General features: G+C 67.7%; 17 protein-coding genes and 1 tRNA gene. 14 read left to right on the top strand and 4 right to left on the bottom strand.

All coding sequences use genetic code 11. The features are described from left to right. Positions 1 to 8: 8 nt before the first annotated feature. The 3 genes from BLV97_RS04725 (at position 9) to BLV97_RS04715 (ending at position 3,782) form a co-directional block, all read left to right on the top strand. Entirely contained in the window at positions 9 to 1,505 is a 1,497-nt protein-coding gene (locus tag BLV97_RS04725) for a heme biosynthesis protein HemY (protein WP_035842610.1), read from the top strand. A gap of 167 nt (positions 1,506 to 1,672) precedes the next feature. Continuing rightward, positions 1,673 to 1,748: transfer RNA gene (locus tag BLV97_RS04720), tRNA-Thr, on the top strand. Between the two features lie 483 nt (positions 1,749 to 2,231). Continuing rightward, entirely contained in the window at positions 2,232 to 3,782 is a 1,551-nt protein-coding gene (locus BLV97_RS04715; protein ID WP_035842608.1) for a bifunctional aminoglycoside phosphotransferase/ATP-binding protein, read from the top strand. A gap of 116 nt (positions 3,783 to 3,898) precedes the next feature. On the opposite strand, the gene BLV97_RS04710 is transcribed toward BLV97_RS04715, so the two are convergent. After that, positions 3,899 to 4,345: an NUDIX hydrolase gene (locus BLV97_RS04710; RefSeq protein ID WP_035842606.1), complete on the bottom strand. Its 447-nt coding sequence runs from the start codon at positions 4,343 to 4,345 to the stop codon at positions 3,899 to 3,901. Positions 4,346 to 4,414: 69 nt separating this feature from the next. On the opposite strand from BLV97_RS04710, the gene hslO reads away from it, so the two are divergent. The 7 genes from hslO (at position 4,415) to BLV97_RS04675 (ending at position 11,410) form a co-directional block, all read left to right on the top strand. Next, a complete protein-coding gene (gene hslO / locus BLV97_RS04705; protein WP_035842604.1) occupies positions 4,415 to 5,401 on the top strand; it encodes an Hsp33 family molecular chaperone HslO in 987 nt (328 codons plus the stop codon). Positions 5,402 to 5,450: 49 nt separating this feature from the next. After that, complete coding sequence (locus BLV97_RS04700; protein ID WP_051646067.1) at positions 5,451 to 6,002, top strand: CoA pyrophosphatase; 552 nt, start codon at positions 5,451 to 5,453, stop codon at positions 6,000 to 6,002. Then, positions 5,999 to 7,144 carry a CCA tRNA nucleotidyltransferase gene (locus tag BLV97_RS04695; protein ID WP_035842600.1) on the top strand — a complete coding sequence of 382 codons (1,146 nt, stop codon included), beginning with the start codon at positions 5,999 to 6,001 and terminating at the stop codon, positions 7,142 to 7,144. Before BLV97_RS04700 ends, BLV97_RS04695 begins: the two co-directional genes overlap by 4 nt. A gap of 74 nt (positions 7,145 to 7,218) precedes the next feature. Further along, positions 7,219 to 9,066, top strand: coding sequence for an ABC transporter ATP-binding protein (locus tag BLV97_RS04690; protein ID WP_035842598.1), 1,848 nt, complete (start codon positions 7,219 to 7,221; stop codon positions 9,064 to 9,066). 23 nt (positions 9,067 to 9,089) lie between these two features. After that, positions 9,090 to 10,310 carry a class I SAM-dependent RNA methyltransferase gene (locus BLV97_RS04685; protein ID WP_035842595.1) on the top strand — a complete coding sequence of 407 codons (1,221 nt, stop codon included), beginning with the start codon at positions 9,090 to 9,092 and terminating at the stop codon, positions 10,308 to 10,310. A gap of 93 nt (positions 10,311 to 10,403) precedes the next feature. Then, positions 10,404 to 10,898, top strand: coding sequence for a L,D-transpeptidase family protein (locus BLV97_RS04680; protein WP_035842593.1), 495 nt, complete (start codon positions 10,404 to 10,406; stop codon positions 10,896 to 10,898). 329 nt (positions 10,899 to 11,227) lie between these two features. Next, a complete protein-coding gene (locus BLV97_RS04675) occupies positions 11,228 to 11,410 on the top strand; it encodes a hypothetical protein (protein WP_035842591.1) in 183 nt (60 codons plus the stop codon). A 166-nt stretch (positions 11,411 to 11,576) separates the two neighbouring features. Here the strand turns inward: BLV97_RS04675 and hemH are convergent, their stop codons facing one another. Beyond that, positions 11,577 to 12,653 (bottom strand): ferrochelatase, encoded by a 1,077-nt coding sequence (hemH, locus tag BLV97_RS04670; protein WP_051646060.1) that lies wholly within the window; start codon positions 12,651 to 12,653, stop codon positions 11,577 to 11,579. A gap of 56 nt (positions 12,654 to 12,709) precedes the next feature. After that, complete coding sequence (locus BLV97_RS04665; RefSeq protein ID WP_035842589.1) at positions 12,710 to 13,552, bottom strand: methyltransferase domain-containing protein; 843 nt, start codon at positions 13,550 to 13,552, stop codon at positions 12,710 to 12,712. A gap of 28 nt (positions 13,553 to 13,580) precedes the next feature. Here BLV97_RS04665 and BLV97_RS04660 point away from each other — a divergent pair, with 28 nt between their 5' ends. From BLV97_RS04660 to BLV97_RS04645, 4 genes are all read left to right on the top strand, one after another. Further along, positions 13,581 to 14,312 carry a ComF family protein gene (locus BLV97_RS04660; protein ID WP_035842587.1) on the top strand — a complete coding sequence of 244 codons (732 nt, stop codon included), beginning with the start codon at positions 13,581 to 13,583 and terminating at the stop codon, positions 14,310 to 14,312. Positions 14,313 to 14,398: 86 nt separating this feature from the next. Further along, entirely contained in the window at positions 14,399 to 14,656 is a 258-nt protein-coding gene (grxC, locus tag BLV97_RS04655; RefSeq protein WP_035842584.1) for a glutaredoxin 3, read from the top strand. A gap of 3 nt (positions 14,657 to 14,659) precedes the next feature. After that, complete coding sequence (locus tag BLV97_RS04650) at positions 14,660 to 15,493, top strand: carbon-nitrogen hydrolase family protein (protein ID WP_035842581.1); 834 nt, start codon at positions 14,660 to 14,662, stop codon at positions 15,491 to 15,493. Then, positions 15,493 to 15,936 carry a MarR family winged helix-turn-helix transcriptional regulator gene (locus BLV97_RS04645; protein WP_035842579.1) on the top strand — a complete coding sequence of 148 codons (444 nt, stop codon included), beginning with the start codon at positions 15,493 to 15,495 and terminating at the stop codon, positions 15,934 to 15,936. Before BLV97_RS04650 ends, BLV97_RS04645 begins: the two co-directional genes overlap by 1 nt. 132 nt (positions 15,937 to 16,068) lie before the next feature. Here BLV97_RS04645 and BLV97_RS04640 read toward each other — a convergent pair whose 3' ends face one another. Beyond that, on the bottom strand, positions 16,069 to 17,112 hold the full coding sequence (locus tag BLV97_RS04640) for an NAD(P)/FAD-dependent oxidoreductase (RefSeq protein WP_373296437.1): 1,044 nt from the start codon (positions 17,110 to 17,112) through the stop codon (positions 16,069 to 16,071). Positions 17,113 to 17,127: the final 15 nt, after the last annotated feature.

Below are 17,127 nucleotides of genomic sequence, written 5' to 3'. Positions count from 1 at the left end.
AGAACGGGATGATCTGGTCGCTTATCAAGGTTCTTCTCTTCGTCGCCGCCATCGCGGCCCTGACCATGGGCGCGGGTCATCTGATGGACATGGGCGGTGGGCTGCGGCTGACGATCGGCGGCTGGGAATTCTCGCTGGGTCCGCTGCAGGCGGTGATCGCGGCGCTGCTGCTGGTGCTGGCGCTGTGGATCGTGATGAAGCTGGTGGGTTTTCTGGTCGCCGTGCTGCGGTTCCTGAATGGCGACGAGACCGCCGTCAGCCGCTATTTCGACCGCAACCGCGAGCGCAAGGGATATGAGGCGCTGTCCGACGGGTTGATGGCGCTGGCCTCGGGCGAGGGGCGGCTGGCGATGATCAAGGCGCAGCGGGCCGAGAAGCTGCTGGGCCGGCCCGAGTTGACCAATCTGGTCACCGCCCAGGCGGCCGAGATGGTCGGTGACAGCAAGCGCGCCGAAGAGGTCTACAAGCGGCTGCTGTCCGACGACCGCAGCCGTTTTGTCGGCATCCGCGGGATCATGAAGCAAAAGCTGGCCGCCGGCGACACCGAGACCGCCAAGGCGCTGGCCGAAAAGGCCTTTGCCCTGAAGCCCCGCCATGCCGAAACCCAGGACATCCTGCTGGAGCTGCAGGCCAAGCAGGGCGACTGGACCGGGGCGCGCGCGACGCTGACGGCGAAGGCGCGCTCGGGCTATCTGCCGCGTGACGTGCACCGCCGCCGCGACGCGGTGCTGGCGCTGCAAGAGGCAAAGGACATCCTAGATTCCGGCAAGTCGATCGAGGCGCGCGAGGCCGCGATCGCCGCCAACCGCAAATCGCCCGATCTGGTGCCCGCCGCGGCGATGGCAGCGCGCGGCTATATCGCCGACGGCAAGCCGAAATACGCCAGCCGCGTGCTGCGCAAGGCCTGGGAAATGGCGCCACATCCCGACCTTGCCGCCGCTTTCGCCGAGATCGCCCCTGACGAGTCCCCCGAGGACCGGCTGAAGCGCTTCAAGGCGCTGACCTCGCAGCACCCCGAACATGCCGAAACCCGCATGTTGCTGGCCGAACTGAACATCGCGGCCGAGGATTTCCCCGCCGCCCGCCGCGCCCTGGGCGATCTGGTCGAGACCAACCCGACCGCGCGGGTCCTGACGATCATGGCCGCGATCGAGCGCGGCGAGGGTTCGGACGACGCGGTGGTGCGTGGCTGGCTGACGCGGGCGTTGACGGCGCCGCGTGGTCCGCATTGGGTTTGCGACAAATGCCAGGCGGTGCATGCGCAATGGGGCCCGGTCTGCGGCAATTGCGGCGGCTTCGACACGCTCACCTGGCGCGAGCCGCCCGAATCCACGGGCCCCAGCGCGACCCAGACCGAGATGCTGCCGCTGATCGTAGGCGCCCCCGGTACCAGCGCCGCAAGCGGTGGCGCCCCTGCCGACGCGCCGGCCAAGGCAGAGGTGGAGGATGCCGAACTGGTGCCCGAGGCCCCGCCCGCAGACAGCCCGCGAGCGGGGGCAAATTAGGGCTACACAGCCGCGGAAGATGGTGTTATCAGGCGCGCCACCAGGCCGGTGCCCGACACTGCGTTCGTACCGCGCGGGTCCACGCGCGATCGCCGTGCGGCGCCAGCGGGTTAGACGGCGGGTGAGGTTCTGGTAGGGCCATAGTGTGGCCGAAGACAGAGAAGAATGCCGGTGTAGCTCAGCTGGTAGAGCACGTCATTCGTAATGATGGGGTCGGGGGTTCGAGTCCCTTCACCGGCACCATTCTTCTCAGCCTCTTCGTGATATTCCAACAGCTTATAAGGCCTCACGCCCAGCACGACCGCCAGCCGCGCAATGATGCCAGCGAACCGGTCGCACAAGCGGCGCGCTGCGCCGCGGACGTGGGAATGGCACGGGACGGACCGGAATGCAGGCACGCTTCCAAGGCGCCATCAGGATCCGGGTATCGCTTCATCTGTCTCCCGACAGCCGCCGCGCGTCGCAGCAGCCGCGCCGCCGCGACATGGAACATCGGTCGACAGATTGAGGGTCGCGCGCTCGTTCGTGGGCTGTATGCTCGGATTGCGGGATATTGCGCACGACATTTTCCGGGGCTTACATGCGGCGCATCCCCGAGTCCGCCGCTGATGCGCGGGGCGCGTTGCGGATCACATCGCGTCCTACCGGCTTGATCATGCGCAATGCGGCTGCGGCTGCGGCAAGCTAGGCTGAATGGACGATCGACACCGGACAGGAAGCGCCCCCATGAACGGACAGGACGAGACCCTCGCTTTCCTTGGTTCTCGCGCGGCTTTCATGGCCGCGCCAGGAAGCGCGGCGGTCGAACGGATCGATACCCATGGCGCGGTGGTCTTCCTGCATGGCGACGCCGCGCTGAAGATCAAACGAGCCGTGCACTACGACTACATGGATCTTTCGACCCCCGAACAACGCCGAAAGATGCTGCAGCGCGAACTGGACCTGAATGCCCCAGCCGCGCCGATGATCTATCACGACCTGCAGCCTGTAACGCGCGGCCCGGACGGTGCGCTGCGGATTGGCGGGAAGGGTGTGGCGCTTGACTGGGTCCTGCGCATGCACCGCTTCGCCGCGAAAGACGAACTGGAAGCCATCGCCGGACGCGGCGCGCTGGATGACACGCTGGCCGAGGCCATCGGACGCATGGTGCACGGCTACCACGCGGCGGCCCCCCTTCGCCCGGGCCGAGGCTTTGAGCTGCTTGGCGATATCTTGCAGGAATTGTCGCGCGTCTTTGCGGGCCTTGGGCAGGGTGCGCCCGACATCACGGCGTGGCTCTCGGATGCGGGGGCTAAGCTGCGCGATGTCGCGCCGCTTCTTGATCGGCGCGCGAAACAGGGCCAGGTCCGAAGGTGCCACGGCGATCTTCACCTGCGCAACATCGTGGTGATAGAGGGCCGCCCGGTGCCCTTCGACGCCCTTGAATTCAGCGAGGATCTGGGCACCTGCGATGTGCTTTACGACCTTGCTTTCCTGTTGATGGATCTGTGCCACCGGGGCCTGTCGCGGGCCGCGGCACGGGTCTTGTCGACTTATCTGGCCGCCGCAAACGGCGCCCAGGATCACGGCCTTGCGGCCCTGCCCCTGTTTCTGTCGGTACGGGCGGCGATCCGGGCGATGGTTCTGTTGCAGACCGATGCGGCGACGGCCCAACCCGGCAGATCCGGCCCCGAGATCGCCGCCTATCTGCGGGAGGCCCGCGCCTACCTGCGCCCCGCGCCGCCGCGACTGGTGGCGATCGGCGGCTATTCGGGCACCGGCAAGTCGCTGCTTGCACATGCGCTGGCGCCGTACCTCGGGCCCGCGCCGGGGGCGGTGGTCCTGTCCACGGACGAGACGCGCAAGATCGCCCCCGATCTGGGCCCCGCCGCCGCCTTGCCGGCCAAGGCCTACAGCGATGGCGCCCGAGCGGCTGTCTATGATCGGATGCTGGCCAGGGCCGGGGTTCTGATCGGCGCCGGGCACAGTGTGATCCTGGATGCGACCTGGCTAGACCCTGCCCGCCGGCGCGCGGCGATGGCGCTGGCGGCACGGCTGCATGTGCCGGCGGCGGGGCTGTTGCTGACCGCGCCGCCAAAAGTGCTGCGCCGCCGGATCAAGGCGCGCCGCGGCGATTGGTCCGATGCCGATGTCGCGGTGCTGGAGGGCCAGCTTGCGCGCGGCGCAGGCGGCGCCGACTGGACCCGGATCGAAGCAGGTGGCACCCCGGAGGCGACGCTTGCCGCCGCGCGTGCGCGGCTGGGAAATCCCCCGGACGGGCCGAATTCGGACCCGTGAAGTTCGATGGGCGCTGGCGTGATCGCGGCTGCGCGGAAACACCAGCCCATCGCACCCCTGGCCAATGCTCGGCCCCACGGTGCCATGCCGCCGCGCCCAGCCTCCGCCGGGCCGGTTCAGGCCATGTCGCGGGCGACCCGGGCCATCATGTGCCGATCGCCCGCGCTGGCCAAAAGGCTTGCCGCCTGGTCCAGCGGCGCCCAGATCGCGCTGTGCCCGGCTTCGGTGGGCGGGCCAAGCTGCAACACCGGGCGCGCCAGATAGATCAGGCAGACCTTCTCGGCCCAAAGGTCGTATTCCGGCATGTAGGCAAAGCGCCGATAGGCCCCTATCCGTCGCGGCGTGGCGATCGACCAGCCGGTTTCCTCGAACACCTCGCGGCGCAGCGCCCGCAGGGGTGATTCGCCCGCGTCGATGCCGCCGCCGGGCAGCTGCACCTCGGGCTCTGGTTCGGCCTGATGGGTCAGCAGCACCTCGCCGTCGCGGATCAGTACCGCATAGGCCCCCGGGCGCCGCCGATAGCGCCGATCGGGCTGCACCGGGTCTCCGAACCGTCTGATCATCCCTTGGCCCCATGGTTGCCGCGACTATATAGGCGCGGTATGCCAATCCCCGGCACTTAAGGAAACCCCATGACCCTCGGCTCTCAGATCGCCTGGGACGATACCGTCCTGCCGTTTCAACTCGACCGTTCGGACATCCGGGGCCGGGTGGCCCGGCTGAATGGCACGCTGGACGAGATCCTGGCCCAGCACGATTACCCCGAACCGATCGAGGCGCTGGTGGCCGAGGCCGCGCTGCTGACCGTGCTGATCGGCCAGACGATCAAGCTGCGCTGGCGTCTGAGCCTGCAGATCCGCGGCGACGGCCCGGCGCGGCTGATCGCGACGGATTACTACGCACCCACCGCAGAGGGCGCCCCCGCGCGCATCCGCGCCTGGGCAAGTTTCGATCAGGAGCGGCTGGACCGGGCCGCGCCGGGCTTTGGTCAGATCGGCCACGGCTATTTCGCCATCGTCATCGACCAGGGCGCGGGCATGGCCCCCTATCAGGGCATCACCCCGATCGCCGGTGGCAGCCTGTCGACCTGCGCCGAGACCTATTTCGCCCAGTCCGAACAACTGCCCACACGCTTCGCGCTCAGCTTCGGCCAGATACCGGGCAAGGGGTGGCGCGCCGGCGGCGTGATGCTGCAACACATGCCCAAGGCCAGCCCCTACGCGCAGGGCGGCGGTTCGGGCGAGGGCGGATTGCTGGAGGCCGCCGACATCGTCCAGGGCGAGGAAGGCGACAACTGGAACCGTGCCAACACGCTGCTCGATACCGTCGAGGTCGCGGAATTGATCGGACCCGAGGTCCACCCGACCGACCTGCTGGTGCGACTGTTCCACGAGGAAGGCCCGCGGGTGTTCGATGCCCAGCCCGTGGGTTTTGGCTGCACCTGCTCGGCAGACAAGGTGCGTCAGAGCCTGTCGATCTATTCCGCCAAGGACATCGCCACGATGACCACCCACGACGGAATTGTCACCGCCGAATGCCAGTTCTGCGGCGCGCATTACGAATTCGACCCGGACACACTGGGGTTCGAGGCCAAGGAGGAAGGCGGTGACGAGGCTTGATTCGCCGCCAGATATCTTGAGGGCCATCCGCGCCGCGCTGGCGCGGCCGATGGCGGGCTCGTCCGATTTCGACCTGAACCCCGACTACCGCCCCCCCGCCGATCTGGTCCTGCGTCCGGCCGCGGTTCTGGTGCCGCTGCTGATGCGCGGCGACGAGCTGCGGCTGATCCTGACCAAGCGGTCCTCGCGCCTCAAGCATCACCCGGGGCAGATCGCCTTTCCCGGCGGCAAGGTCGACCCGGGCGACGCCGGCCCTCAGGCCGCCGCCCTGCGCGAGGCCTGGGAGGAAATCGGCCTTGATCCGGGCAACGTGGACGTTCTGGGCCGGTTGCCAGACCATCGGACGGTGACCACCTTCGCGATGACCCCCTTTCTTGGCCAGGTTCGGGACGCTTTCGCCTATCGCGCCGAGCCGGGCGAAGTGGCCGAAGTGTTCGAACTGCCCCTGGCGCATGTGCTGAATCCGGCGAATTTCAGCATCGAACACCGCCGCTGGCGCGGGGTGACGCGGCGCTATTACACGGTGCCCTACGGCCCCTATTACATCTGGGGCGCCACGGCCTGCGTCCTGCACGGTCTGGCGCGAAGGTTGGTGCCATGAAGATCACCGGAACCTGGATGACCCGGCCCGAGACCCGCGCGGTCTGCGCGGCGCTGACGGGGGCGGGCCATCAGGCGCTGTTCGTCGGCGGCTGCGTGCGCAACGCGCTGTTGGGTGCGCCGGTGGCCGATGTCGATATCGCCACCGACGCGCGTCCCGAAACAGTCACGAAACTTGCCGAAAACGCCGGTCTCAGGGCCGTGCCCACGGGGGCCGAACACGGTACGATCACCGTCGTGTCCGGCGGCATCGCGCATGAGGTGACGACCTTTCGCCGCGATGTCGAGACCTTCGGCCGCCATGCCACCGTCGCCTTCACCACCGACCCCGCCGATGATGCCGCGCGGCGCGATTTCACCATGAACGCGCTCTACGCCACGCCCGAGGGCGAGTTGCTTGATCCCCTTGGCGGCCTGCCCGACCTGCAGGCCCGGCGCCTGCGGTTCGTCGGCGATCCGACAAGCCGTATCCGCGAGGATTATCTGCGCATCCTGCGCTTCTTTCGCTTCCACGCCTGGTATGGCGACCCACAAGAGGGGCTGGACCCCGAAGGCATCGCCGCCTGCGCCGAGAACCTTGACGGTCTGGCCGGACTGTCGCGCGAACGCATCGGCGCCGAGATGCGCAAGCTTCTCGCCGCCGCCGATCCGGCGCCCGCGATCGGGCCGATGGCGGTCATCGGCGTGTTGAACGCGGTGCTGCCCGGCGCCGATCCTCGCGCCCTGCCGCCGTTGATCCACCTGGAACACGGCATGCCGCCCCGCTGGTTGCGCCGCCTGGCCGTTCTGGGTGGCGAGGAGGTAAGCGAACGCCTACGCCTGTCGCGCCGCGATAGTCGCGATCTGGGCCTTGTCAGAGACGAATTCGGCACGACAAGGCCGCCTGCGGAACTTGCCTATCGCCATGGGGCCGATCTGGCGCGTGATATCGTCCTGGGCCGCGCCGCCCTGTTCGAGACGCCGCCGCCCGAAGGATGGCAGCAAGCAATCGCCCTGGGTGCCGACGCCAGCTTTCCGGTGCGCGCCGCCGATCTGCAGGGTCTGGAAGGCCCCGCGCTGGGCGCCCGGCTAAGAGAGCTGGAAGCGCGCTGGATCGCCTCGGGCTTCACACTGGACCGCGAAAGCCTGCTTGGCCGAGAATAGACAGCGTTTACTTGGTGCCGCGCAAGGCTATATCCCCAATCCATGCAGACCGACGCCACACCCTGTCCACGCCCATGAGGCTTGGCCGTCTCATCGATGCTTTCCGTCCGGCGGAAGGCCCGCCGCCGAATACGCTGCTGGCCTTCCTGCGCTGGTGCCTCAGCGGCGCCTGGCCGGTGCTGATCTGGGCCACCTTCGCCTCTGGCGCGGCGGGGTTGATGCAGGTGTTCGCGGCGATCTTGCTGGGGCGCATCGTCGATTCCTCGACGCAGGCGCTGCTTGCCGCAGGGCCCTGGGCGGTGCTGGCGGCGAACTGGCCGCTTTATCTGGGTTTTGCCGCCTTCTACCTGGTCGGGATGCCACTGATCTTCGGCCTGTCCAGCGCGACCAACTCCATCGCGATCGGGCCCAATGTGATGCCGCTGGTGCTGTCGCGGCTGCACCGCTGGACCATGGGCCATTCGGTGACGTTCTTCGATAATGATTTCGCCGGCCGCATCGCCCAGAAACAGATGCAGGTGGCGCGCGCCACCACCGATGTCGCGACCGAACTGATCAACACCGTGGCCTTCGCGCTGGCGTCTCTGGTGGGGTCGGCGGTCTTTCTGCTGGCCATCAACCGCTGGGTCGCGGTCACGCTGGTGTTGTGGCTGGCGGCCTATCTGTGGCTGATCCGCTGGTTCATTCCCCGCATCCGGGCGCGATCCAAGGCCCGGGCCTCGGCCCGGGCGATGGTCACGGGGCAGGTCGTCGACACGATCACCAATATCAAGACGGTCAAGCTGTTCGCCAATGCCGGGCACGAGGACCACGAGGCGCTGGGCGCGATGGCGGGCTTTCGCGAACGCGCGCTGGATTTCGGCGTGATGACGGTATCGTTCCGGATCTCGTTGATGACGCTGGCCGGGCTGCTGCCGCTGATCCTGGTGGGCGGCACGGTCTGGTTGTGGTCGCGTGGTCACGCCACGCCGGGCGATATCGCCGCCGCCGGCGCCATCGCGATGCGGATCTCGCAGATGACCGGCTGGGTCAGCATGTCCTTGATGAACCTCTACGGCTCGGTCGGCGAGATCGAGGACGGCGTGAACACCCTGACCCCACCGCACGGCCTGACCGACAGCCCTGACGCGCAGGACCTGGGCCGCGTGACCGGAGAGATCAGGTTCGAGGATCTCAGTTTTGCCTATGGCCGCGCGGCGGGTGGGGTATCCGGGATCACGCTGACCATCCGCCCGGGCGAAAAGCTGGGCATCGTCGGCGCCTCGGGGGCGGGGAAATCAACACTGGTTGCGCTGCTCTTGCGGCTCTATGACACCGAAAAAGGCCGCGTTCTGATCGACGGTGCCGACGTACGCGAGGTCACGCAAGAAAGCCTGCGCCGCCAGATCGCGATGGTCACGCAAGAGACCGCGATGTTCAACCGATCGGCCCGCGACAACATCCGGTACGGCCGCCCCGACGCGACCGAGGAAGAGATGATCGCGGCCGCCCGCCAGGCCGAGGCGCATGAGTTCATCCTGGGGCTGAAGGACCACATGGGCAACCATGGCTACGATGCCTTCCTGGGTGAGCGCGGGGTGAAGCTGTCGGGCGGGCAGCGGCAGCGCATCGCCCTGGCGCGCGCCTTCCTGAAGGACGCGCCGATCCTGGTGCTGGACGAGGCCACAAGCGCGCTCGACAGCGAGGTCGAGGCGCAGATCCAGGCGGCCCTGGCCCGGGTGATGGAGGGCAAGACGGTGCTGGCCATCGCCCACCGCCTGTCGACCATCGCCGAGATGGACCGGATCGTCGTGCTGGACGAGGGCAGGATCGTCGAACAGGGCACGCATGAGGCGCTGCTGGCGCGGGGCGGGCTTTACGCGCGCTACTGGGTCCGCCAGTCGGGCGGCTTCCTGGGCGTCGAGGACGAGGCCGCCGAATGAGGCCGCCGGACGGGGATACGAAGATGCAGGTGACGATCACGCGGCTGGGCCATCAGGGCGACGGCATCGCCGAAGGGCCGATCTATGTGCCCGGTGCGCTGCCCGGCGAAGTGGTCGAGGGGCAGCTTTCGGGCGATGTGCTGACCGCCCCGCGGATCGTGACGCCGGTTGCGGCGCGGGTGCGTCCGCCCTGCCCCCACGCCCGTGCCTGCGGCGGCTGTGCCTTGCAACATGCCGAAGACGCCTTCGTCGCCGCCTGGAAGACCGAGATCACCCGCGCCGCCCTGGCCGCGCAGGGGATCGAGGCGCGGCTGCGGCCGATCGTCACTTCGCCCGCGCGCAGCCGTCGCCGGGCGGTGCTGGCGGGCAAGCGCACCAAGAAGGGGGTGATCGTGGGCTTTCATGGCCGCGCCTCGGACACGGTGGTGCCGATCCCGGATTGCCACCTGCTGCATCCCGATCTGATGGCCCTGCTGCCGCCGCTGGAAGAGGTGACGGCGCTGGCGGGGTCTCGCAAGGGGGCCCTGGCGATCACGGTGACGCGCAGCCTGGCCGGCGCGGATGTGGCGGTGTCGGGCGGCAAGGCGCTGGATCTGGATCTGCGCATGGCGCTGGCCGCGCTGGCAGATCGTCACCGCTTTGCCCGCCTGTCGTGGGAGGACGAGGTGATCGCCCAGGCCGCCCCGCCCGAGCAGGCACTGGGGGCGGCCCGCGTGGCCCCGCCCCCCGGGGCTTTCCTGCAAGCGACCGAAGCGGGCGAAGCCGCGCTGATTTCCGCTGTGTCAGAGACGATTTCCAGCGCGAAACAGGTTGTCGATCTGTTTGCGGGCTGCGGCACCTTCACCCTGCCGGCCGCCTCGGGCGCAGATGTTCACGCGGTCGAAAGCAGCGCCGCGATGCTGGCGGCGCTGGATCGGGGCTGGCGCAACGCGGCCGGGCTGCACCGCGTCACGACGGAGGCGCGCGATCTATTCCGCCGCCCCTTGATGGCCGAGGAACTGGCCCGTTTCGATGCCGCGATCATCGACCCGCCCCGCGCCGGCGCCCAGGCCCAGGTGGCCGAGCTTGCCCGGGCGCAGCTTCCGGTGATCGCCGCGGTGTCGTGCAACCCCGCGACGTTCGCGCGCGATGCCCGCGACCTGATCGCCGCGGGCTATCGGCTGGACTGGGTGCAGCCGATCGATCAATTCCGCTGGTCGCCCCATGTGGAACTGGCGGCGCGCTTCAGTCGCGCCGCTGCCTGAGCCTCCGACCCCATGGCGAAAGTGCCGCCTTCCCTGTATCCTGGGCAAAATCGCCCCCAGAGGCGAATCGAGCGCGGATTTTGAGGTGAGCAGATGCGGTTTCTGAAGGGACTTATGGTTCTGGCCCTGGTTGCGGGGCTTGGGGCCTGCGCGACCAACTCCAAATTCAAGACCTACGATGGACCGGCGGTGACGCGCATCCTGATCTACAAGTCCAAGCGCGAGATGTATCTGATGCACGGCAACGTGGCGCTCAAGGAATACAAGATCCACCTCGGGAATGAACCGGTCGGGCAAAAGCACGTCTCGGGCGACGGCCGGACGCCCGAGGGGCTGTATGTCATCAACCGCCGCAACCCGAACAGCGAGTATTTCCTGTCGCTGGGCATCTCCTACCCGACGCCGGCCCAAGCGAAGAACGCCGAAGAAGCCGGCGAAAACCCCGGCGGCGACATCTTCATCCACGGCGCGGGCGACAAGGCGCGCAAGGGCGACTGGACCGCCGGTTGCATCGCCGTGACCAACAAGCAGATCGAAGACATCTATGCCATGGTGAAGGACGGAACCCCGATCCTGATCATGCCTTAGATCACCAGGCCCCAGGCGGAGCGACGGGGCGGATGGTGGCGCGGCTGATTCCCCCAATTCCTTGGCAAATCTGGCGCTTCTTGCTTTGCGATGCCGCACCGGCGCAGCTGTATCGTGGTACTTGATCGCGACGAATTCCAAGGTGGCGCAAAAGGGCACTCAAGTGTTGCTATTTTGACGACACATGGCCACTCTCGGAACCGAACGGCCTGCTAGCCCGTTGCAATCTCGGCAATCTACTGCTTACAGATTGCTTACGAGGTACAGTCTTGGGGCTTCCGCATCATCCTCATTGATCCTGATGCGGAGCGAACACTGGAGGTTTTGAAATGAAGAAAATCGCGCTTGCCGCCGCTCTGTCGCTGGCTGCTTCCACCGCCTTCGCCGGCGGCATGGCCGAGCCGGTGACCCCGCCGGTCGTGGTGAAGCAGAAGACCACCACGTCGTCGGGTGGCATCGTCATCCCGCTGCTGCTGCTGGTCGCCGTCGCCGCTGCGGTGTCGTCGAACTAATTCGGTCCTGGACCGAAACGGAAGGCGGCGGGATTTTCCCGCCGCCTTTTGCTTTGCGGGTTTCGTTCCTGCATGCCGTGGCGCCCCGCCAGGGCCCCCGCACGGGGCGCAATGCGCCTTTTCGCTTTCTCGCCGCCCCAAACGTCCTGCGCGCGGGGCCGCCCGGCTAGCCCAGCCAGCCCGACAGATTGTCGGCGGCCACGGCAGCCAGCGCCCGGATATGGGCTTCGTCGTCATTGAGGCAGGGAATATAGGTGAAGCTTTCGCCACCTGCGTGCTCAAAGGCTTCGCGGATCTCTCCCTTGATTTCTTCCAGCGTCTCGATGCAATCGGCCGAAAAGGCCGGCGCGACCACCGCGATCCGTTTCTTCCCCTGGCGCGCCAGCTCGGCCACATGTTCCACCGTATAGGGTTTCAGCCATTCCTCGGGGCCGAAGACAGACTGGAAGGTGGTGTCGATCATTTCCGGCCCCCAGCCCAGCGCCTCGCGCAGCAGGCGAGAGGTCTTCTGGCACTGGCAATGGTAGGGATCGCCATTCGTCAGATAGCGGATCGGCATCCCGTGGTATGAGGCAACCAGAACGTCGGGCGCCACATCTGCCGCCTCCCAGCCGGCGCGGACCGAGGCCGCCAGCGCCTCGATATACAGTGGATGGTCGAAATATTCGGGCACGGTGCGCACGGCGGGCTGGCGCAGTTGCTTCATCAGCGCGCGGAAGAAGGCATCGTTCGCGGTGGCCGAGGTCGCGCCCGCGTATTGCGGGTAAAGCGGGAAGAACAGGATCTTCTCGCAGCCGGCCTCGACCAGCGCCTGCACCTTGGATTCGGTCGAGGGATTGCCGTAACGCATGCAGAAATCGACGATCACGTCGTCACCGAACCGCTTCGCCAGTGCGGCCTGCAGCTTGACCGTCTGTGCCTTGGTGATCGTCATGAGCGGGCTTTCGTTCAGCTCATGGTTCCAGATCTGCTTGTAATTGGCGCCCGAAGTGAAGGGCCGCTTGCCCAGGATCACGGTTTGCAGCAGCGGCTGCCATTTCCAGGCCGGGTAGTCGATCACCCGCTTGTCCGACAGGAATTCGGACAGATAGCGCCGCATCGGCCAGTAGGAATAATGATCGGGCGTGCCCAGATTGGCGATCAGCACCCCAACCTTGGCGGCCTTCACCGGCGGGTGGTCGGCCGGCGCGTGGGCCAGACGTCCGGTGCCCGGGTTGATCGTCTCTGCGCCCGGTCTGGCCATGCTCAATTCCCCGCTTCGAGTTCTCCCCGACCGATGTAACGGCTTTTGCCCTTCGGTCAATTGTCGCGGTCGTCGCGGCCAGGCAGGCGCTGCTCCGTCACCCCCAGCGCGTCCGCCAGCCGCTGGGTCGCCGATCCGGGACGCAGGGGTTTCGGCTGGCTTTCATCCGGGGCCCAGCCGGCAAGGAAGATCATCTCGAACGTGGCACGAATTCGTCCCTGTTCTTGCGGAAAATGCGCCTGATAAAGCTGCGCGGCCTCTGCGAACAGCGCCCTTGGCGGCGCGGCGCGGCGCCGCTGGGCCAGGGCGTTGGTTTCCCCCATCGCGCGCAGATCGGCGATCAGGTGGAACATGTCGCGGTAGCTGACCTGATGCGCCTGGGCGTCGGCCACCGGCAACGCCAGCCCCGCGCGCTGCAACAGGGCGCCCAGATCGCGGATCTCTCCCATCGGCAATACCCGAGGCGAAAGCCCCCCGCACAGGGCCGATTCCGCCTGCGCAAGGCAGGCACGCAATTCCGCCAGCGTCTGACCGCCGAACAGCACCCCTAGAAACAGCCCGTCCGGGCGCAGCGCACGAAGGCACTGTACCAATTGCCCCACCGGATCGTCGGACCAATGCAGCGCCAGCGCGTGGATCACCAAGTCATGCGCGCCCTCCGTCAGCGCCAGAACCGGAGCATCGGGCACGATCCGGGCGCCGGGCAGGGCATTTTCCCAAACCTCGGGGAAAGGCGTGACCACGGCGGGCGCCGTAAAGGTTCTGTTAACCTCTTCGCGCCTATCCAGAAGGTCATCGCGGGCGAGTTCGTGCAGGAACAGTGCCGGGCCGGCCGGGCGCGCGGCGGCGCGGCGGCGGTGCAGCATCAATGCCTGGCGATCGGTCAACTCCTGGGTCATGCGCCCGATGTAGAAGGTCCGCGCGGGAATGCAAACGGCAATCGGCCAGGCCCTGCATCTGATCTATCCGCCGCAGTGCCTTTCATGCGACGCCCTGGTGACCACCGACTTCGGCCTTTGCGGCGCCTGCTGGCGCGACACACCCTTCATCGCGGGGCTTACCTGCGACAAATGCGGCGCCCCCCTGCCGGGGGAGACGAATGCCGGATCAAGCCCCGAATGTTGCGACGATTGCCTGACCGTCCCACGGCCCTGGCATCAGGGCCGCGCCGCGCTGCTGTATCGCGACAATGGGCGGCGGCTTGTGCTGGCGCTGAAACATGGCGACCGTCAGGATCTGGCGCGCCCCGCCGCGATTTGGCTGGCCCGCGCCGCAAGGCCGATCCTGACGCCGGACATGCTGATCGCACCGGTGCCGCTGCACTGGCGGCGGCTGCTGACGCGCCGCTTCAACCAGGCGGCGCTGATTTCGGCCGCGCTGTCGCGGGAACTGGCGCTGGATCATTGCCCCGACCTTCTGAGCCGCACCCGCCGAACCCCTAGCCAGGAAGGGCGTGACCGCGACGACCGTTTCTCGAATCTGGCCGAGGCGCTAGCCCCGCATCCCAGACGCGGCGCCCGGGCGCGGGGGCGGCATGTGCTGCTGGTCGATGACGTTATGACCTCTGGCGCGACGCTCTCGGCGGCGGCAGAGGCCTGTCGCAGTGCCGGCGCGCGGGCGGTATCGGTGTTGGCATTGGCGCGGGTGGTGAAGGACTAGGCCGCGTCATCGCGCCGAGGCGCGCGGGGCGCGTTGCGGTGGGCGGCTGAATCCGTATAGTCGCGCCATCATCAGGAGACCCCTCCATGCCCAAAGTCGAGATCTACACGACCCCCTTTTGCGGCTTCTGCCTGTCGGCAAAGCGGTTGCTGAAGAAGAAGGGCGTCGACTTCACCGAATACAACGTCATGACCAAACCGGACCTGCGCCGCGAGATGATGCAACGCGCGAACGGTGGCCATACGGTGCCGCAGATCTTCATCGACGGCACCCATGTCGGCGGCTGCGACGAACTCTATGCGCTTGATCGGTCGGGCAAGCTCGACCCGATGCTGGGGGCCTAGCCGATGCGCGCGGCGCTGGTGCAGTTGAACGTCAGCGACGATCCGGCTGCCAATCTGCCCCGGACCCGGGATCTGGTCCGCGCCGCGGCGGCGGGCGGGGCGGGGTTCGTGCTGACGCCCGAGGTGACCAATTGCCTCTCGTCCAGCCGCGCGCACCAGCAGGCCGTTCTGCACCGCGAGGAAGACGACCCCACCCTTGCCGGCCTTCGGGATGAGGCCCGCGCGCATGGCGTCTGGCTTCTGATCGGCTCACTCGCGCTGCGCACCGACGACGCCGATGGCCGCTTCGCCAACCGGTCGTTCCTGATCGCGCCGGACGGGTCTGTTGCTGCGCGCTACGACAAGATCCACATGTTCGATGTGACCCTGTCCGAAACCGAGACCTACCGCGAATCCGCGGGCTACCGGCCCGGCGCGCGCGCGGTGGTGGCCCAGACCCCCTTTGGCCGGATCGGGATGAGCGTGTGTTACGATGTCCGCTTCCCCCATCTCTATCGCGCGCTGGCCCAGGCGGGGGCGGAAATCCTGACCATTCCCGCGGCCTTCAGCCAGGTCACCGGCGCCGCGCATTGGGAATGCCTGCTGCGCGCCCGCGCCATCGAGACCGGCTGCTATGTGCTGGCACCCGCCCAGACCGGCACCCATGCGGCGGGCGAGGGCCGCGCGCCGCGGCGCACCCACGGCCATTCCTTGGCCGTCGCGCCCTGGGGAGAAGTGCTGGTCGACGCGGGCACAGAGCCGGGCCTGTCCTTCGTGGATATCGATCTGGCCGAGGTCACCCGCGCCCGCGCCCGCGTGCCGGCGCTGACCCATGATCGTCCGTTCGAGGGCCCCTGATGGCGGACAGTCCGGAAAACCTGGCGACCGCACTGTTTTCAGAGCTGTTCATGGCCGACCAGCTGGCCCGCACCCAGGTGTCGAAGGTGCTGCCGAAAGGGATGGAGTTGTCGCATTTCGGCGTGCTCAACCATCTGGCGCGGATCAGCGAGGAGCGCACCCCCGCCCAACTGGCCGCGACCTTCCGCGTCACCCGCGGCGCGATGACCAACACGCTGTCGAAGCTGGAGTGGGCCGGCCATGTCCATATCCGCCCGGATTGGGACGACGCGCGGCGCAAATTCGTCTCTATCTCACCTGCCGGGCGGTCCGCGCGAGACGCAGCACTGCAGGCGATCACGCCGATGATCGGCGAGGTTGTGGCCGCCTTGGGTACCGAACGCGTCCGCGCGGTGCTGCCGGTATTACGCGAAATGCGCAGGCGCCTGGCGGGCGACGGTTAGGCGCTGGGGGTTTCACACCCCCAGACCCCCGTGGAGTATTTTCGCCAAGATGAAGGGAAAGCCACGCTCTTCGTCTTTCATCGTTCGTCAAATACGCTGTGGCCGCGCCGCATCGGCAAGGCTTGAAGCGGTTTAGAGACTGGCTTCGACCCGGAAGCCATCCGGAAGGGTGTCACGGTTCTCAACGATCAGATCGGCCATCGCCTCGGCGGCCTTCGGGGCCATGCCGAAGCCGATCTTGAAGCCGCCGTTGGCGATGAAGTGACCCGGACGGCCGGGCCAGGGGCCCAGCATCGGTGCGCGGCTTTTGGCGCGGGGACGGACACCGGCCCAGCGTTCCAGCACTGGCGCCGTGTCAAGGGCGGGGCAGGCGGCGCGCGCCCGCGCGAGCAGCGCGTCGCATTGCGCGTCGGTCCTGTCCGGCGCCTCGAACTCACGTTCCGAGGTCGAGCCGATCGCCACGGTGCCGTTGCCATGCGGCACGATGTGCAGGCCGTCGGCATAGAGCTGCGGCATGTCCGAGGCGTCGAAACCCAAAAGAACCGCCTGGCCCTTCACCCCGGCTCCGACCGTTTTCCCCAAAGTTCGGGACAATTCCGCCAACCCTTCATAGCCCGTCGCCCAGACCACGGCGCCCGCATCCGGGGCGTCGCCGATCACGATCTCGACCCCCTGCGCCCGGCAGGCCGCCGCCAGCGCGAGGCTGGCAAGGCGCGGGTGCAGGCGGGCCGACAATGTGTCGTGGATCAGCAGGCCGGTGGGGCTGGCCGGAGCCCAATCAGGGAAGGCGCTGGCCTCTACCACGTCCCAACCGGCCCGGCCCTGCCACAGCCGGGCGGCCCCAGCGCGGCGCTCATGCGCGATCCCTGCCGCGCGTTCGTCGGACAGCGACTGTAATCGGCCCAGACGGGCATAGCCGGTACTCAAACCCGAAACAGTCTCTATTTCTGCCCAGAAGCCCTCGGCCATAAGAAGGCTTTCCAGTTGGAAGGCCTTCTTGTCGTTCCAGTTCTCGGGCACATGCGGGGCCAGTGCGCCGACGATCCCGCCCGAGGAACCGGCGCCGATCGCGCGGCGCTCGATCAGGCGGACACGGGCGCCGCGTCGCGCGCAGACCCAGGCGACGCTGAGCCCGAAGATCCCGCCGCCCCGCACCGTGACATCCACCGCCGTCACCTGCGCCATTGCCAT

This window comes from Allgaiera indica (genome assembly GCF_900106675.1).
GTDB classification, from domain to species: domain Bacteria; phylum Pseudomonadota; class Alphaproteobacteria; order Rhodobacterales; family Rhodobacteraceae; genus Acidimangrovimonas; species Acidimangrovimonas indica.
This window is presented reverse-complemented; position numbering and strand designations above follow the sequence as displayed.

What these genes read in the sequence shown, in the direction of transcription:
- BLV97_RS04725 (WP_035842610.1), top strand. Translation starts at nt 9, where the DNA reads ATGATCTGGTCGCTTATCAAGGTTCTTCTCTTCGTCGCCGCCATCGCG.
- BLV97_RS04715 (WP_035842608.1), top strand. Translation starts at nt 2,232, where the DNA reads ATGAACGGACAGGACGAGACCCTCGCTTTCCTTGGTTCTCGCGCGGCT.
- BLV97_RS04710 (WP_035842606.1), bottom strand. Translation starts at nt 4,345, where the DNA reads ATGATCAGACGGTTCGGAGACCCGGTGCAGCCCGATCGGCGCTATCGG.
- hslO (WP_035842604.1), top strand. Translation starts at nt 4,415, where the DNA reads ATGACCCTCGGCTCTCAGATCGCCTGGGACGATACCGTCCTGCCGTTT.
- BLV97_RS04700 (WP_051646067.1), top strand. Translation starts at nt 5,451, where the DNA reads ATGGCGGGCTCGTCCGATTTCGACCTGAACCCCGACTACCGCCCCCCC.
- BLV97_RS04695 (WP_035842600.1), top strand. Translation starts at nt 5,999, where the DNA reads ATGAAGATCACCGGAACCTGGATGACCCGGCCCGAGACCCGCGCGGTC.
- BLV97_RS04690 (WP_035842598.1), top strand. Translation starts at nt 7,219, where the DNA reads ATGAGGCTTGGCCGTCTCATCGATGCTTTCCGTCCGGCGGAAGGCCCG.
- BLV97_RS04685 (WP_035842595.1), top strand. Translation starts at nt 9,090, where the DNA reads ATGCAGGTGACGATCACGCGGCTGGGCCATCAGGGCGACGGCATCGCC.
- BLV97_RS04680 (WP_035842593.1), top strand. Translation starts at nt 10,404, where the DNA reads ATGCGGTTTCTGAAGGGACTTATGGTTCTGGCCCTGGTTGCGGGGCTT.
- BLV97_RS04675 (WP_035842591.1), top strand. Translation starts at nt 11,228, where the DNA reads ATGAAGAAAATCGCGCTTGCCGCCGCTCTGTCGCTGGCTGCTTCCACC.
- hemH (WP_051646060.1), bottom strand. Translation starts at nt 12,653, where the DNA reads ATGGCCAGACCGGGCGCAGAGACGATCAACCCGGGCACCGGACGTCTG.
- BLV97_RS04665 (WP_035842589.1), bottom strand. Translation starts at nt 13,552, where the DNA reads ATGACCCAGGAGTTGACCGATCGCCAGGCATTGATGCTGCACCGCCGC.
- BLV97_RS04660 (WP_035842587.1), top strand. Translation starts at nt 13,581, where the DNA reads ATGCAAACGGCAATCGGCCAGGCCCTGCATCTGATCTATCCGCCGCAG.
- grxC (WP_035842584.1), top strand. Translation starts at nt 14,399, where the DNA reads ATGCCCAAAGTCGAGATCTACACGACCCCCTTTTGCGGCTTCTGCCTG.
- BLV97_RS04650 (WP_035842581.1), top strand. Translation starts at nt 14,660, where the DNA reads ATGCGCGCGGCGCTGGTGCAGTTGAACGTCAGCGACGATCCGGCTGCC.
- BLV97_RS04645 (WP_035842579.1), top strand. Translation starts at nt 15,493, where the DNA reads ATGGCGGACAGTCCGGAAAACCTGGCGACCGCACTGTTTTCAGAGCTG.